This window comes from Amycolatopsis sp. A1MSW2902 (genome assembly GCF_017312175.1).
GTDB lineage: Bacteria > Actinomycetota > Actinomycetes > Mycobacteriales > Pseudonocardiaceae > Amycolatopsis > Amycolatopsis nivea.
Genome location: NZ_QJPO01000001.1, coordinates 6990101 through 7004404, shown reverse-complemented (window position 1 = coordinate 7004404; position 14304 = coordinate 6990101). Strand labels below are relative to the sequence as shown.

Sequence of the window (14304 nt, the reverse complement as noted above, 5' to 3'; positions counted from 1 at the left end):
GGCGCGCGGGGTGCTGTGCGTCCGCCGTCGCCCGCGCGCCAAGGGTGTTGCCATGTGCCGACGCGGACTCAGTCACCCACTGGGTTAGGGTTGGGTCTCCAGATGCTTGGGACCGTGACACGGTTGCCTCTTGAGACAACAGGCGCGTACCGGCGCAGGAGCAGCGCCTGACGAGGAGAAACTGCATGCCCGCAGCCGACCAGAACGCCACTCCGCCCGGATTCGGCATCACGCTGGACACCGCGGCCGCCGAGCCGAGGGTCGTGGTCACGGGTGAGCTCGATCTGCTCACCAGCCCGCAGCTGCAGGAAGCTCTTGCCGGATTGATCGCGGACAAGAATTCCCGTCGCGTGGTGGCCGACCTCACCGGGGTGACCTTCTTCGACTCATCGGCGCTGAACGTCGTCCTGCACGCCCAGCGGCAGGCCGGGGAGCAGGACGTCGAACTCGAGGTCGTGCCGAGCCCGGCCGTCAGCCGGGTGATCGAGCTCACCGGCGTGGCCGAACACCTGAGCGTGTCGGAGGAACCTCCGGCCTGATCTCCCGATACGGTCGCGCGGACTCTGAAATGGTCCGCGACCTGGGGGATAACCATCATGATGGGGCGCACGCACGCCCTGACCGGCTGGTGCGCGGGGCTCGCCCTCGCGCCCGCGGTCGGCGTCGGCTCGGTGCACCAGGCGGTGGTCTTCGCGGCCACCACGGCCGGCTTCGCGTTGCTGCCGGACCTGGACCATCCCAGCGCCAGCGCGACCCGGTTGTTCGGCTGGCTGACCGGCGCGCTGTCGTGGCTGCTGCGCCGGGTGTCTGCAGCTGTATACGCCCTGACGAAGGGCCCTCGCGACGAAAAGGTGACCGGCACGCACCGGCACCTGTCGCACACCCTCTTGTTCGCTGTCGCCCTCGGCGCGGCTACCTCCGCCGGCTGTACCGCCGGCGGGGCTTGGGCCGTGCTGGGCGTGTTGCTGTTCGGCTTGCTGCTCGCGGTCGCGGCTCTGGGCGACTGGCTGCTGCTTCCCTATGGCGGTGCGGTGGCCTGGTGGTACTTCACCGCTCCGGACGACCGGGTGGCTCAGTTGGCGGACATCTCCGGCTGGCTCGGCGTGGCCGTCGCGGCCGGCTGTTTCGTGCACTGCCTCGGCGATTCGCTCACCGAGTCGGGCTGCCCGTTCCTGTTCCCGCTGCCGATCGCGGGGGAGACCTGGTACGAACTCCGCCCGCCGAAACCGCTGCGGCTGCACACCGGGAAGAAGGTGGAGACGCGGCTGGTGTTCCCGGTGTTCGCGCTGGTGGGGATCTTGCTGGTGCCGGGGGTGTGGGACTGGACGGTGGCCACGGTGGAGCACCTGTTCACGCCATCGGCTTCGCAGACCGCGACTCAGTAAGACTCACCGGACGGCGCGCTGATACCGATCCCCGAGCGCACGCACGGCCTCGACGAGTTCGGGCGGTTCCGTCACCGTGAAGTCGACCCCGAGCGAACCGAGATGAACCGCAAGAGTCTCGACGCTGTCCGCACCCGTATCCAGCACGCAGCGGTTGTCGTCAAGCGGCGTGACAGCGCCGATCGCGGGATTGATCCGCTCGGCCAGCGTTTCCGCGGACACCTGCGCCACGACGCGCGCCCGGTACCGCCACGCGGCTGAGGACACGCCCCGGCGGACTTGGTCGACGGCCTCTTCGGGGAGGTCGCGGGGCGGGAACCGGGGGCCGGCCGGGGTGCGCGGGCTGATCCGGTCCACGCGGAAGGTCCGCCAGTCGTCCCGCGCGGTGTCGAACGCGACGAGGTACCACCGGCGTCCCCAGTTGACCAGCCGGTACGGCTCCACGTCTCGCCTGCTCTCGGTGCCGTCGTGGCCGAGGTAGTCGAAGCGCACGCGTTCGTGGTCTCGGCAGGCGGCGGTGAGGGTGCTGAGGACGTCCGCGTCCACCCGCGGGCCGAGGTCGTCCCGGGGCACCGCGACGGCGTAGCGCTGGATGGCGTCGACGCGCCGCCGAAGCCGGGCGGGCAGGACCTTCTCCAGCTTGGCCAGCGCGCGCAGCGAAGTCTCCTCGACGCGGGTGATCGTGCCGCCGGCAGCGGTGCGCAGCCCGATCGCCACCGCGACCGCCTCCTCGTCGTCGAGCAGCAACGGCGGCAGCGCGGCCCCGGCCCCGAGCCGGTAGCCGCCCACCGAACCGCGGCTGCCGTGCACCGGATAGCCGAGGGTGCGCAGGCGTTCCACGTCGTTGCGGATGGTGCGGGGGCTGACCGACAGCCGTTCGGCCAGTTCGCCTCCGGTCCATTCGCGGGGCGTCTGGAGCAGCGAGAGCAAGCGCAGCAACCGCGCCGAGGTTTCCAGCATTTTTTCAGTATCCCTCGCGAATAGGAACGTAGCTTGCCTAATCGGCTCCTACGGTGGGGACAAGTCGGAAAACGGAACCGCACGGAGGAACCACGTATGTATCTCGTCATCGGAGCCACCGCCCACTTCGGACGTCAGGCAGTGGAAGAACTGGTCGCCGCGGGTGCGCCGGTGCGGGCGCTGACCCGCGCCCCGGAGCGGGCCGGGCTCCCGGAAGGGGTCGACGTGGTCCGCGCAGATCTGACCAAGCCCGAGACGCTGCCGCCGGCGCTGGCCGGGGTGGAAGCCGCGTTCCTGGTCCTCCAGTACGGAATGGACGTCGCTCCGCTGCTCGCGGCCGCGGTCAAGGCCGGGGTGCGGCGGCTGGTGCTGCTGTCCTCCGGAGCGGTCGTTCCCGGCGCCGAACACCAGCCTGACGTGATCGCCCAGTACCACCGTGACGTGGAGCGGGCCGTCGAGGAGACCGGCATCGAGTGGACGTTCCTGCGGCTGTTGTTCCCCGCCATCAACTCGCTGACCTTCGCGATGCAGCTTCCGCACGGCGACGTCATCCGCGTGCCGTATGCCGAAGCGGCGTTCAGCGCCGTGCACGAACGGGACGTCGCGGAGGTCGCCGCGCGGATCCTGACCGGCGGCGGGCACGCCGGGCAGGCTTACGAGCTGACCGGCCCGGACTCGCTGACCCAGGCGGACCAGGTTCGCGTCCTCGGCGAGACGCTGGGGCGTCCGCTCGTCGTCGAAGACCTCGATCCGGAGCCAGTCCGGGAGCAGATGAGCCAGTTCATGGACCCGGAATTCCTGGCCGCCCTGTTCGACCTCATGGCGCAGACGGTCGGCAAACCCGCACCGGTCAACGACATCGTCGAGCAGGTCACCGGGCACCCGGCCCGCAGCTACGCCCAGTGGACCGCGGATCACCGAGCCGACTTCAGCAGCTGATCGACAACGGGAAGGACCGCACCATGACGCTCGGGCGGCGAACGTTGGGACGCGCTCTGCTGGCTCGTCAGTGGCTGCTGGAACGGGCCGACGCGACCGTCGAGGAGGCGGTCGCGCGGCTGGTCGGCATGCAAGCGCAGGCGCCGTACGCGCCTTACTTCGGGCTCTGGAGCCGGATCCGGCCGTTCCGCACCGCCGACCTGGCGGACGCGCTGACCGACCGTCGGCTGGTGCGGGTGGCCTTGATGCGCAGCACCGTTCACCTGGTCACTGTGGCGGACTACCGTGCCTTGCGTCCGTGGTCGCAAGACGCGCTCGACCGTGAACTCGACACCGCGTTCAAGGATCCGCTGGCCGGGGTGGACCGCGCGGCAGTGGCGGAGTCGGGCCGGGCGCTGCTTCGCGCCCGGCCGCTTACCCCCAAGGAACTTCGGGCGGCATTGCACGAACAGTGGCCTGACCGCGAGCCGCACGCGCTCGCCACCGTCGTGCGCAACCTCGTGCCGCTGGTACAAGTGCCGCCGCGGGCGGTCTGGGGCATCGGCGGCACCACCCGGTACGCGGCGGCGGCCGAATGGACCGGAACCGAACCGGCCTCCGCCGCCGATGCCGAACAGATCGTGCTGCGCTACCTCGCCGCCTTCGGCCCGGCCTCGGCCGCCGACGTGCAGACCTGGGCAGGCCGAACCCGGCTGCGTCCGGTCCTGGAAAGCCTGCGGCCGCGGCTGGCGGTCTTCCGGGACGAAGGCGGGACGGAGCTGTTCGACCTGCCGGACGCACCCCGCCCCGCCGTCGACATTCCGGCACCGGTCCGCTTCCTGCCGGAGTACGACAACCTGCTGGCCTCGCACGCCGACCGCACCCGGGTGATCTCCGCCGAAGACCGCAAACGCGTCATGACCGGCAACGGGATGCGTGCCACTTTCCTGGTGGACGGTCAGGTCACCGGGGTGTGGAAGCTGCGGCAGGACAAGACGTCGGCGACGCTGGAGATCGAGCCGTTCCGGCCGTTGACCGCCGCCGAACGCGCCGAGGTCGAGACCGAAGGTTCGCTTCTGCTGAAGTTCGCGGCTCCTGGCGCGGACCACGACATCCGCGGGATTACTCCTCGAACCTAGGCGCGCCCGAGTAGTCGCGGGAGTGCACGATCCGGCCGTCGCGCACCGTCAGCACCATCGCGTACGTCGACACATACGGCTTGCCCTCGTACTCGCCGTGCAGGTCGTACTCCGCCACCAGTACCTCCGGATCGCTGGTCTCGTGCACGACGACCCGGTCCGCCTTGGTGATCCGGCGACGCTCTCCGGCCTGGTGAAAGCGTTTGCGCAACTCCTCCCGGTCGCGCGTCACCTTCGGCACCCCGGCCGGCGCGAACGGGATTTCGATCACGACGTCGTCGGAGTACAGGTCGGCGAGATCGTCCCAGCGATTGTCGACAGCCGCGTCGAGGAAACGCTGGAAGACCTGCTTCGTCCCGTGCAACGCGGTCGCCGCGCCGTGGTTCGGGTAGTCGCGGTACCGGGTGACCTCGCCGTCCCGCACGGTCAGCAGCCCGGCGGACGACGGGAGCCGGTAGCTGTGCCCGGTGTGCGGATTGCGGCCCTCGGCGACGAGTTCGACGGCGAACCCGTCCGCCGTCTCCGTGGTCGTGACCTCGACTTTCTCCAGGCCGATCCGGGCCGCGACGGCGCTGCCCGCGCCGAGCGTGGCCAGCACTGCGTCCCGGCCGGCCGAGCGGTGGCCAGTGAACGGGATTTCGTAGACGGCGTCCTCGGCGAGAACGTCGGCGAGCGGCGCGGCGTCGAAGGCGCTCAGCGCGTTCGCGACGATCTCGGCCACTTCGGACACGGTGCGGGGCATCGGAAACCTCACTCGGGAAGACGGGGATAATCGGAACGGGGCACCCGCTTACGACGATACGGAGCCGACACTCCGGTTGTCAACGAGGGTCTGGAGATCTGAGACACGGTCGGCAGCGGCGCAGATCGTTCCAAGGAAGAATCGGACGACCGCACCACTTTGAGAGCAGAGGAGACAGCCGGTGGAGAAGCCTGCGCTCCGCGCGGACGCGCGCCGGAACCGCGCCCGTGTGCTGGCTGCCGCCGAAGCAGCGTTCGCCGTCGACGGGCTCTCGGTGCCCCTCGACGACATCGCGCGGCTGGCTGGCGTCGGCGCGGGCACTGTCTACCGGCATTTCCCCAGCAAGGAAGCGCTGTTCCAGGCCGTCGTCGTGGATCGGCTGGAGCAGTACGGCGTCGAGGCGCAGGAGTTGATCGACTCCGACGCGCCCGGCGAAGCGTTCTACGACTACTTCACGCGCGTCATCGAGCAGGCGTCGCGTAACCGTGCGATCTGCGAAGCGCTCGGTGAGACCAGCGGTTCCGCGTACAAGGCCGAAGCAGCGGAGCGGTTTCGCGTGAACCTCACTGCGCTTCTGGAACGCGCGCAAGCCGCGGGCGCTGTACGCACTGACATCGACGGCGAAGACCTGCGCGCGCTCATCGTCGGCGCGCTCGCGGTGGAACGGTTTACGCCGGACAGCCGACACCTGGTGCGCGTACTGCTGGACGGTCTGCGCAAGGTCTAGCGGCGACCGGTGCGCAGGTGGATGCGTTCGCCGGACTTGCTGAAGAGGCTGAGGATTTCGACGTCGCCCTTGCCAGCGGTGCCGAACCAATGCGGGATGTGGCAGTCGAATTCGGCTGCCTCGCCGGGTCCCATGATGAAGTCGTGATCGCTCAGGCGCACGCGTAGGCGTCCGCGCAGAACGTAGAGCCATTCGTGCCCGTCGTGGGTGCGCAGGTGGGGTTCTTCGTCGTGCGCCGGGATGAGCTGTTTGTAGGCGCGGATTTCCCCCTGGTGCCGGGACAACGCGATCAGCACGCGCCCGTCCTTCTTCGCGGGCTGCTGCGGCACGCGCGGGTCGACGATCCGCGGCGCGGTAACGATCTCGTCGAACGGAACGCCCAGTGCCGCGGTGATCGGCAACAGCAGTTCGAGACTCGGCTTGCGCTGTCCGGATTCCAGCCGGGACAACGTGCTGGTCGAAATGCCGGTGGCCCGCGCGAGGTCGGCGAGGCTGACGCCCTGTTTGTCCCGCGCCTGCCGCAGCCGGGGCGCGATCTGCTCGAGCACGCTGTCGACGGTGGGCTGGTCGCTCATGCGGCGCAGTCAACCAATGCGTCCCGGAAACGGCAACGTTTCTTGCCGCTTCCGATCCCGGTCGCGGAAGTTGTCCCCATGGATCCGACAACTTGTGCCACCGCCGACGGTGTGCGCGCCGACGCGAGCAGCGGCCGACTTCCTCTAGGCGTGTACCTGCTCGCCTTCAGCCTGTTCGCGATGGGCAGCGCGGAGTTTCTCCTGGCGGGCGTGCTGCCCGCGGTGGCCGACGACCTCCAGGTTTCGCTGTCCTCCGCCGGATTTCTCATCACCGCGTTCGCGCTGGGGGTCGTCCTCGGCGGGCCGCCGTTCGCCGTGCTCAGCCTGCGCTGGCCCCGTCGCGCCGCGCTGATCGCGACCCAAGGGGTGTTCGCGGTGAGCGTCGCCGCCGGATTGCTGGGCGACTACCAGGTTTTGCTGGTGAGCCGGGTCGTCTCGGGCGTCGCGTACGCGGGCTTCTTCGCCGTCGCGTCGGTGACCGCGATCAGCCTCGTCACCCCGGACCGCAACGCCCGCGCCTCCGGCGTCGTGGTCAGCGGCCTGAGCGTGGCCATGGTCGCGGGCGGACCGGCAGGCACCCTGCTCAGCCACTTCACCCAGTGGCGCGGCGGATTCTGGGCTGTCGTGGCACTGACGCTCGCCGGAGCCGTCGCCTGCTCGCTCGGGATCCCCGCGGCGACCCGGTCGACGGCGCGACCGAGCGTGGCGCGGGAGCTGGCCACGATCCGCAAACCGCGGCTCTGGGGCATTTTCGGGATCACGATCCTGACGACGGCGGCGTACATGATCACGTTCAACTACCTCTCCGCCATGCTCGCCGAGATCACCGGCGTCCCCACGGTCTGGATTCCCGCGATCCTCGCGCTTTTCGGCATCGGCGCTTTCGTCGGCCTGTCCATCGGCGGACGCATCTCCGACCGGCGACCCCACGCCGCGCTCCTCGCCGGAGCCGTCGCGATCGTGCTGCTTTCGGTCGTCCTGATCTTCGCGATCCACCACACGTGGGCGGTGCTTCCTACTGTTTTCCTGCTAGGGATAGCGGCTTTCGTGCTGAATCCCGCGATCTACGGCCGGGTCTTCGCGATCGCCGCCGACGCCCCGACACTCGCTGGGGCGACCACGGTTTCGGCTTTCCAGCTGGGGATCAGTGCTACTCCGGTTCTGGCGGCCGCCGCGCTGACCCAAGGCACTGCCCTCACGTGGGTCAGCCTCATCGGAGCCGTGCTAGCCGCGCTTGCTGTCCCGCTAATCGTTCTTGACCGCACTCTCGGATATGGGCAGATCGCGCATCTTGCGAAGCGGCGAAGCAATGAGAATCGCTGACGCGGCAAGGATTCCGATGCCGCAGACGTACAGCGTGACCCGGGTTGTGGTGACTTCCGCGATCAAGCCGCCGAGCAGACTGCCGAGCGGGGCGATGCCGAAAACGACCGTCTGCGACACCGACGAGACCCGGCCCAGAAGCTCGTGCGGGGTGACCGCCTGCCGGAAGCTCGTCTCGAACACGCCGAGCACGATGATCCCGAAACTTGACCCGAAACCGCCCGCCACCCACCAGGCGAGGCCCCAGCCTTGGGTCGCGAAAGCGTTGCACAGGAACGAAACGCTGTACACGGCAGCACCGAAATACAACGCCCGCGCGGCACCGAAGCGAGCGCCGAGCCGTCGCGCGACTCCGCTCGCGAGCAGGGCGCCGAACAGCGAGATCGTGCCGAGCAAGCCGATCATGAACGGTGCGACGTGCAGGTCGCGGACCATGAACACCATCGACACCGCCATGAACATCGACTGGAACAGGCTCGACGCGGCACCGTGCAGGGCGATCGCCCGCAGGAGCGGATTGCGCAGAACTGTCCGCAGCCCTTCGCCGATTTCGCGGCGAAGGTTCCGCTCAGCGGGCTCGGGCCGCACGTCCGGTGTGCGAATCCGGCGCAGCCACGCGGCGGACCACAGGTAAGTCACGGCGTCGACCGCCATCGCGCCCGCGCCGCCGATGAACTGCACGATCATCCCGCCGAGCCCCGGCCCGGCGATCGCGGCGACGGACAAGTTCGTCTGCAGCCGGGCGTTCGCGGCGGGCAGCTCGCCGCGTTCGACGAGGTTCGGCAGGTAGGTCTGGTGCGCGACGTTGAAGAAAACCGTGAACCCGCCGGCCAGCAGCACGACGACGTACAGATGGCCCAGCGTCAGCGACCCGAACACCGCGGCGAGCGGCACCGAGCCGATGAGCACCGCGCGGGCGAGGTCGGCGGTGATCAGCACCGGCCGGTTGCGCATCCGGTCGCACCACGCGCCCGCCTGCAGTCCGAGCAGCAGGTACGGGAGCGTGCTCAGCGTCCGCAGCAGGGAAACCTGGGCCACGGACGCGGCGAGCGTGGTGGTCGCCAGCAGCGGGATCACGAGGAAGTCGATGCGGTTGCCGACCTGGCTGAGGCCGTCGGCGAGCCAGAGCCGCCGGAAGTCCGGCGAGCGGAGAATCCCCCTCATAAGGCCAGTGTGACATAAGTTGAGTCGGTATATATCAAGTTGCACACTGCGTAACGGCACCTATGATCAACGCGACGAACCCTCGTAGCCGAGTGACCGTGCGGCGAGGAGGTGCCGGATGTCGGACACCGCTCCCACCTGGGGTTATGTCGTCGTGACCGGTCTCGCCGGACTGGCAGGCGGACTGCTCGTCGCCGCGCTCCTGGTCGCCGGTCGCACTCCGCGTCCGGCCGGAGAGTCGTCGCCGCCCACCCCGCCGCCTGTGCAGCAGGTGACGGTCACGGTGACCGGCCTCCCTCTGCCGCCGATCACCGTGACCCACCGCCCGCCGGCACCCCCGGCCCCGCCGCCGCGCACGACCACGGCGACGGTGTCGGTCACCCCGACCCCGTCGAGCCCATCGGCACCCCCGCCGACCACGCTGGGCCCGACCAGCGGGTTCGTCCGCGACGAACGCTGAGGTCAGCCGGCGTCGCGCCGTCGCCAACTGATGGGCCCCGCCCTGTGACCCGTCGCTCGGCGGGGGCGCGCCCGGCCCCGCCGCTGCGCGCGACTCGTCGGCACCCCCGCCGACCACGCTGGGCCCGACCAGCGGGTTCGTCCGCGACGAACGCTGACCTCAGCCGACGTCGCGCCGCCGCCAGCCGGTCAGCCCCACCGCGAGCACCACCGCCGACACCGCCAGCAACACCACCAGCGGCACCGCGGTGAACACCGCGCCGGGCACCTTCGGCGGATGCTGGAACGGCGAGACGTCCAGCAGCACCTGCGGCGCGTTGACGACCGGCCCGAACATGCTGATCAGCAACGCCAGCGCCGCCACACCCCACGCGGCGGTCGCCAGTTTCGGCAGCAGCCCGAAGATCAGCGCGGCCACCGCGACGATCACCCACGCCGCGGGCACCTGCACCGCGACGGCCGCGACCATGTTCCCGACCGAGCGGCCGACGTCACCGCCGCGCAGCCCGTTCGACAGCCCGAGCAGCAGGCCGCCGACGAGCACGAGCAACGCGCTGCCGAGGAACGCGAACACGAGGTGGCTCGCGGCCCAGCGCAGCCGTCCGACCCGCGTGGCCAGCAGCGGTTCGAGCCGGATCGAGGTTTCCTCGGTGCGCATCCGCAGCGTCGCCTGCACGCCGTAGAGCGAGGCGAGCATCGCGAACAGGCTCACCATCGTCGCGAGGAAAGCGTCGACCAGTCCGTGCGATCCGCCGAGCCGTTCGAAGATCTGCCTGCTCTGCTCGGTGCCGCCGACCAGTCCGGAAATGCCCTGCGCGATCGTCCCGAACAACGCCCCGCCGACCGCGAGCCCGATCAACCAGCCGAACAACGGACCGCGCTGCAGCCGCCAGGCCAGCGAAAACGGCGATCGCAGCGACGGCGCGGCCTCGCTAGGCCCAAGCCGAGGCGGAAGCAGACCGACGCCGACGTCACGACGCGGCAGCAGCGCGTAGGCCACGACAAACAGCACGAGCGTGGTCGCGACCGGCAGAATCAGGACCCACCAACGTTCTTCGGCGAACGGCCGGATCTGCTGCGCCCAGCCGAGCGGCGACAGCCATGACAGCCAATGTGCGTCGGTGGTCGAATCACCCGCACCACGCAACAGAAACGCGACGCCGAGCACGGCTGTGCCGATCCCGTTCGCGGTGCGCGAGTACTCGCCGAGCTGCGCGGCGACCGCGGCGACGCCGGTAAAAACCAGCCCAGCAAGCGCAGTGCTCGCGCCGAGCGCGACGGAACCCGCCGCGGGAACCTTTGCCGCCAGCGTGACCGCTTGCAGCACCCCGATCAGCACGCTCGCCCCGCCGGTCACCGCGAGCGCGGCGGTGAGCGGCGCGTACCGACCGACCACAGTGGACGCGAGCAGTTCGGCGCGGCCGGTGTCCTCCTCCGCGCGGGTGTGCCGGGTCAGCGTGAAGACCGCCATCAGGGCAGTCAGCAGCGCCAGGAACCCGCCCATCCGCCAGGCGATGAACCCGCCCGCCGTGCCGAGGTTGAACGCCGGGCCGTAGAGCAGCGCGAACGACGGGTTCGCGGCGGCCGACGCGACGAGCCCGGCCCGGCTCGCGGCGGTCGGATAGAACTGGTCGTAGCTGCTGATCGTGGCCACCGGGATGAGGCTGAGCAGGACGATCCAGATCGGCAGGATGATCCGGTCGCGGCGCAGGGCGAGCCGGATCAACGGCCCGGTGCCGTTGAGCGCGCCGCTCATTTCCCGGCCTCGAGTTCGTCCGCGTAGTGGCGCAGGAAGAGTTCCTCGAGGGTCGGCGGCCTGCTCTCCAGGCTCCGCACGCCGACCTCGGTCATCTGGCGCAGTGCGTCCTCGAGCGAGCGCGTCTCGACGTCGAAGCGGACGCGGTTGCCTTCGACCTTCAGGTCATGCACGTCGGAAAGCCTGGCCAGACCGTTCGGCGGTCCGCACAGCTCCGCGGTGATCGAGGTGCGGGTCAGGTGGCGCAGTTCGGCGAGCGTGCCGGACTCGACCGTGCGCCCGTTGCGGATGATGCTCACCTTGTCGCACAAGGCTTCCACCTCGGCGAGGATGTGGCTGGACAGCAAAACGGTGCGGCCCTGCGCGCGTTCCTCCTGGATGACCTCCTGGAAGGTGGCCTCCATCAACGGGTCGAGGCCCGAGGTCGGCTCGTCGAGCAGCAGCAAGTCCACAGTGGACGCGAGCGCGGCGACGATGGCGACCTTCTGCCGGTTGCCCTTCGAGTAGGTGCGGCCCTTCTTGCGCGGGTCGAGGTCGAAGCGCTCGACGAGCTCCTCGCGACGCTTCTGGTCGAGCCCGCCGCGCAGCCTGCCGAGGAGGTCGATGACCTCGCCGCCGGACAGGTTGGGCCAGAGGTTGACGTCGCCGGGCACGTAGGCGAGCCGGTGGTGCAGGCTCGCCGCGTCGCGCCACGGGTCGCCACCGAGCAGCCGGACCTCGCCGGCGTCGGCGCGCAGCAGTCCGAGCAGGACCCGGATCGTGGTGGACTTCCCGGCGCCGTTCGGGCCGAGGAATCCGTGTACTTCCCCCGCGGGAACCTGAAGATCAAGGCCGTCGAGGGCCAACACTGCGCCGAATGCCTTGTGCAGGCCGGAGATCGCAATGGCGTTTCCCATGGTTCGGAAGCTACACTCTTTTCATGAAGTTGTGAAGTTAAGAAAACGTCTGGACCGAGTGATCGTCCAGGCGCGCGTGGGAGAGGATGGACGGATGACGACGCCTGAGACGAAGAGAGACGAGGACGCCGTCCGCCGATACGTCGAAAGCCTGGGGCTGGTGATGTCCCAGATCGGCATGCAGCGCATGTCAGCGCGGGTGTTCGCGGCGCTGATGACGACCGACTCGGGGCAGCTGACGGCTGCCGAACTGGCGGAGCAGCTGTCGGTGAGCCCGGCCGCGATCTCCGGCGCGGTGCGGTATCTGGACCAGGTCGGCCTGGTGCGGAAGGTGCGCGAACCCGGCGAGCGCCGCGACCACTACCAGCTTTACGACGACCTCTGGTACGCGACTTTCCTCAAGCGCGACCGCTTCCTGATCATGTGGCGCGACGCGGCCACCGAAGGCATCGACGCGCTCGGTCCGGACACTCCCGCCGGCAAACGGCTGGCCGAGATGCGGGACTTCCTGGCGTTCATGCTGGTCGAGGTCAACAACCTGTACGACCGGTGGCACGAGCTGCGGAAGAACCGCGACTAGCCGAGCTTCTCCAGGGTCGCGGCGAGCCGCTGGGCGAGGTCTGGCCGCGGCGGGCGTTCCTCGAAGGACGCGAGGAACGCCTCCTGGAAGCACGCGCCGAGCAGCAGCCGGGCCGCGGCCTCGACGTCGAGATCGGCGCGTAGCCTGCCCAGCTTGACCTCGGCGGCGAGATAGCCGGCGACGTGCTGGATCGGCAGGTCGGGGCCGTTTTCGAGGCTGTCCCGGTGGGTGCGGAGCAGCTCGCGCGAGGAGAAGATCGAGATGGAGATCGGGAAGCTCGCGCAGTAGAAGGCCAGTGCTGTGGTGGTCAACTCGGCGAGATTGTCACTGAGAGCGGCCTTCTCCGGATGTTCGGTGAGCCGCGCCGCCGTGGCGACCAGGTCGGGCAGCTCCTCTTTCAGCACCGCGAGGAAGAGTGCCGTCTTGTCGCGGAAGTGCTTGTACAGCAAGGCTTCCGAGTAGCCAGAGGCCTGCGCGATCGCCTTCGTCGTGGCGTGCGCGTACCCCTGCTCCCGCATGACCGTCGCTGCCGCGGCGACGATCTCCTCGCGGCTTCCCATGCGTGCTCCCTGAGGGTCTTCTCAGTGTGGTGGGTGTTCACTTACCCTAGCCGGTAAGTGTTTACTCACCCCCTCCTTGGAGGCCTCTGATGAAGATCACCGTCCTGGGCGCGAGCGGCCGAATCGGCGGCCTGGCGGTGCGGGAAGCGCTGGCCCGCGGATGGCACGTCACCGCCGTAGTCCGCGACCCCGCGCGGTTGACCGTCCCCGCACACCCCCGATTGGACGTCGCGGTTCACTCCCTGACCGACCCCAGCCTGGCCGACGCGGTAACCGGCCGTGACGCCGTCGTCCTGGCCCTGGGCCCCGCAGACCTCAAGCCGACAACCGTCAACTCCGACGGCACCCGCTCCGTGGTCACCGCCCTGCACGGTTCCCAGACGAGGTTCGTGGTGGTGAGCGCATCCGGCCTGCCCGGGGACGGCGACAGCCTGTTCTCGAAGCTGCTGGTGAAGCCGCTGCTGGGTGCGGTGCTGCGCAACGGATACGCCGATCTGCAACGAATGGAGTCAATCCTGCACGGTGCCCCAGACGTGCGATGGACGATCGTGCGCCCGACGAGGCTGACGAACAAGCCCGCCCGGGAGCAGGTGCGCAGCGAGGTGGGCCGGGACGTGCGGAGGCGGTTCCAGATCCCGCGAGCGAACGTGGCACGCTTCTTGCTGGACGCGGCTGAGGATGACGCTCTGGTGGGGAAGACGGTGTCGATCGCGCAGTGACGGGACTGTCTGCAGTTGCCGACACCCGCGGCGGGCTCGCTCGCAGAAGCTGGCGGGTGTGGTGGCTTTGCCCTCGGCCCTGCCCACTTGCGGCGAGGTTGCCCGCGGATGCTGACGTGTGGCGGGCGCGCCACCTGCAACGGGATTGCCTGCAGACTCTGCTGCCCGCAGCGGGATCGCTCGCGGATGCCGACATGTGTGGCGAGGCCGCGAACCATGCCACTCGCAGCGGGATTGCCATGCACCCTGCAGCCCGCAGCGGGATCGCTCGCAGATGCTGCCGTGCATGGCGGGTTTGCCCTCGTCCCGGCCGCCTGAGGAGGTGTTGCCCGCCGCCCCTGCCGCCCGCAGCGGATTTTCCCGAGCCCCCGCCGCCCGTGTCTGATCGTCCTGTCGGCAGT

The 14304-nt window shown here is 69.6% G+C and carries 16 protein-coding genes; 9 read left to right on the top strand and 7 right to left on the bottom strand.

Annotation, left to right across the window (positions count from 1 at the left end):
- Positions 1–185: 185 nt before the first annotated feature.
- Positions 186–539, top strand: a complete 354-nt coding sequence (locus DMP23_RS32515) for an STAS domain-containing protein (protein WP_009086015.1) — start codon at positions 186–188, stop codon at positions 537–539.
- Between the two features lie 60 nt (positions 540–599).
- Complete coding sequence (locus DMP23_RS32510) at positions 600–1385, top strand: metal-dependent hydrolase (RefSeq protein WP_037807679.1); 786 nt, start codon at positions 600–602, stop codon at positions 1383–1385.
- Positions 1386–1388: 3 nt separating this feature from the next.
- Here DMP23_RS32510 and DMP23_RS32505 read toward each other — a convergent pair whose 3' ends face one another.
- A complete protein-coding gene (locus tag DMP23_RS32505; RefSeq protein ID WP_337823394.1) occupies positions 1389–2345 on the bottom strand; it encodes a helix-turn-helix transcriptional regulator in 957 nt (318 codons plus the stop codon).
- 96 nt (positions 2346–2441) lie between these two features.
- On the opposite strand from DMP23_RS32505, the gene DMP23_RS32500 reads away from it, so the two are divergent.
- Both DMP23_RS32500 and DMP23_RS32495 read left to right on the top strand, forming a co-directional pair.
- On the top strand, positions 2442–3284 hold the full coding sequence (locus DMP23_RS32500) for an NAD(P)H-binding protein (protein ID WP_337823393.1): 843 nt from the start codon (positions 2442–2444) through the stop codon (positions 3282–3284).
- 23 nt (positions 3285–3307) lie between these two features.
- Positions 3308–4402, top strand: coding sequence for a winged helix DNA-binding domain-containing protein (locus tag DMP23_RS32495; protein ID WP_337823392.1), 1095 nt, complete (start codon positions 3308–3310; stop codon positions 4400–4402).
- Here the strand turns inward: DMP23_RS32495 and DMP23_RS32490 are convergent.
- Positions 4386–5144, bottom strand: coding sequence for a nuclear transport factor 2 family protein (locus DMP23_RS32490; RefSeq protein WP_337823391.1), 759 nt, complete (start codon positions 5142–5144; stop codon positions 4386–4388). The genes DMP23_RS32495 and DMP23_RS32490 overlap by 17 nt on opposite strands.
- Before the next feature lie 181 nt (positions 5145–5325).
- Here DMP23_RS32490 and DMP23_RS32485 point away from each other — a divergent pair, with 181 nt between their 5' ends.
- Positions 5326–5871, top strand: coding sequence for a TetR/AcrR family transcriptional regulator (locus DMP23_RS32485; protein WP_337823390.1), 546 nt, complete (start codon positions 5326–5328; stop codon positions 5869–5871).
- Here the strand turns inward: DMP23_RS32485 and DMP23_RS32480 are convergent.
- Positions 5868–6446 carry a helix-turn-helix domain-containing protein gene (locus tag DMP23_RS32480; RefSeq protein WP_337823389.1) on the bottom strand — a complete coding sequence of 193 codons (579 nt, stop codon included), beginning with the start codon at positions 6444–6446 and terminating at the stop codon, positions 5868–5870. The two genes, DMP23_RS32485 and DMP23_RS32480, sit on opposite strands and share 4 nt — an antisense overlap.
- Before the next feature lie 78 nt (positions 6447–6524).
- Between DMP23_RS32480 and DMP23_RS32475 the strand changes: the two genes are divergently transcribed.
- Positions 6525–7769: an MFS transporter gene (locus DMP23_RS32475; RefSeq protein WP_337823388.1), complete on the top strand. Its 1245-nt coding sequence runs from the start codon at positions 6525–6527 to the stop codon at positions 7767–7769.
- On the opposite strand, the gene DMP23_RS32470 is transcribed toward DMP23_RS32475, so the two are convergent.
- A complete protein-coding gene (locus DMP23_RS32470) occupies positions 7692–8933 on the bottom strand; it encodes an MFS transporter (RefSeq protein ID WP_337823387.1) in 1242 nt (413 codons plus the stop codon). The two genes, DMP23_RS32475 and DMP23_RS32470, sit on opposite strands and share 78 nt — an antisense overlap.
- Before the next feature lie 118 nt (positions 8934–9051).
- On the opposite strand from DMP23_RS32470, the gene DMP23_RS32465 reads away from it, so the two are divergent.
- Complete coding sequence (locus DMP23_RS32465) at positions 9052–9393, top strand: hypothetical protein (RefSeq protein WP_037807288.1); 342 nt, start codon at positions 9052–9054, stop codon at positions 9391–9393.
- A 159-nt stretch (positions 9394–9552) separates the two neighbouring features.
- Here DMP23_RS32465 and DMP23_RS32460 read toward each other — a convergent pair whose 3' ends face one another.
- A complete protein-coding gene (locus DMP23_RS32460) occupies positions 9553–11148 on the bottom strand; it encodes an ABC transporter permease (RefSeq protein ID WP_337823386.1) in 1596 nt (531 codons plus the stop codon).
- Positions 11145–12044 carry an ABC transporter ATP-binding protein gene (locus DMP23_RS32455; RefSeq protein WP_337823385.1) on the bottom strand — a complete coding sequence of 300 codons (900 nt, stop codon included), beginning with the start codon at positions 12042–12044 and terminating at the stop codon, positions 11145–11147. Before DMP23_RS32455 ends, DMP23_RS32460 begins: the two co-directional genes overlap by 4 nt.
- Positions 12045–12138: 94 nt before the next feature.
- On the opposite strand from DMP23_RS32455, the gene DMP23_RS32450 reads away from it, so the two are divergent.
- On the top strand, positions 12139–12624 hold the full coding sequence (locus DMP23_RS32450; RefSeq protein ID WP_037807294.1) for a GbsR/MarR family transcriptional regulator: 486 nt from the start codon (positions 12139–12141) through the stop codon (positions 12622–12624).
- Here DMP23_RS32450 and DMP23_RS32445 read toward each other — a convergent pair.
- Positions 12621–13184 (bottom strand): TetR/AcrR family transcriptional regulator, encoded by a 564-nt coding sequence (locus DMP23_RS32445; RefSeq protein ID WP_337823384.1) that lies wholly within the window; start codon positions 13182–13184, stop codon positions 12621–12623. The genes DMP23_RS32450 and DMP23_RS32445 overlap by 4 nt on opposite strands.
- 89 nt (positions 13185–13273) lie before the next feature.
- Between DMP23_RS32445 and DMP23_RS32440 the strand changes: the two genes are divergently transcribed.
- Positions 13274–13903: an NAD(P)H-binding protein gene (locus DMP23_RS32440; RefSeq protein WP_043837692.1), complete on the top strand. Its 630-nt coding sequence runs from the start codon at positions 13274–13276 to the stop codon at positions 13901–13903.
- Positions 13904–14304: the final 401 nt, after the last annotated feature.

Coding starts and splice junctions, on each gene's coding strand:
- DMP23_RS32515 (WP_009086015.1), top strand. CDS start 186: ATGCCCGCAGCCGACCAGAACGCCACTCCGCCCGGATTCGGCATCACG.
- DMP23_RS32510 (WP_037807679.1), top strand. CDS start 600: ATGGGGCGCACGCACGCCCTGACCGGCTGGTGCGCGGGGCTCGCCCTC.
- DMP23_RS32505 (WP_337823394.1), bottom strand. CDS start 2,345: ATGCTGGAAACCTCGGCGCGGTTGCTGCGCTTGCTCTCGCTGCTCCAG.
- DMP23_RS32500 (WP_337823393.1), top strand. CDS start 2,442: ATGTATCTCGTCATCGGAGCCACCGCCCACTTCGGACGTCAGGCAGTG.
- DMP23_RS32495 (WP_337823392.1), top strand. CDS start 3,308: ATGACGCTCGGGCGGCGAACGTTGGGACGCGCTCTGCTGGCTCGTCAG.
- DMP23_RS32490 (WP_337823391.1), bottom strand. CDS start 5,144: ATGCCCCGCACCGTGTCCGAAGTGGCCGAGATCGTCGCGAACGCGCTG.
- DMP23_RS32480 (WP_337823389.1), bottom strand. CDS start 6,446: ATGAGCGACCAGCCCACCGTCGACAGCGTGCTCGAGCAGATCGCGCCC.
- DMP23_RS32475 (WP_337823388.1), top strand. CDS start 6,525: ATGGATCCGACAACTTGTGCCACCGCCGACGGTGTGCGCGCCGACGCG.
- DMP23_RS32470 (WP_337823387.1), bottom strand. CDS start 8,933: ATGAGGGGGATTCTCCGCTCGCCGGACTTCCGGCGGCTCTGGCTCGCC.
- DMP23_RS32465 (WP_037807288.1), top strand. CDS start 9,052: ATGTCGGACACCGCTCCCACCTGGGGTTATGTCGTCGTGACCGGTCTC.
- DMP23_RS32460 (WP_337823386.1), bottom strand. CDS start 11,148: ATGAGCGGCGCGCTCAACGGCACCGGGCCGTTGATCCGGCTCGCCCTG.
- DMP23_RS32455 (WP_337823385.1), bottom strand. CDS start 12,044: ATGGGAAACGCCATTGCGATCTCCGGCCTGCACAAGGCATTCGGCGCA.
- DMP23_RS32450 (WP_037807294.1), top strand. CDS start 12,139: ATGACGACGCCTGAGACGAAGAGAGACGAGGACGCCGTCCGCCGATAC.
- DMP23_RS32445 (WP_337823384.1), bottom strand. CDS start 13,184: ATGGGAAGCCGCGAGGAGATCGTCGCCGCGGCAGCGACGGTCATGCGG.
- DMP23_RS32440 (WP_043837692.1), top strand. CDS start 13,274: ATGAAGATCACCGTCCTGGGCGCGAGCGGCCGAATCGGCGGCCTGGCG.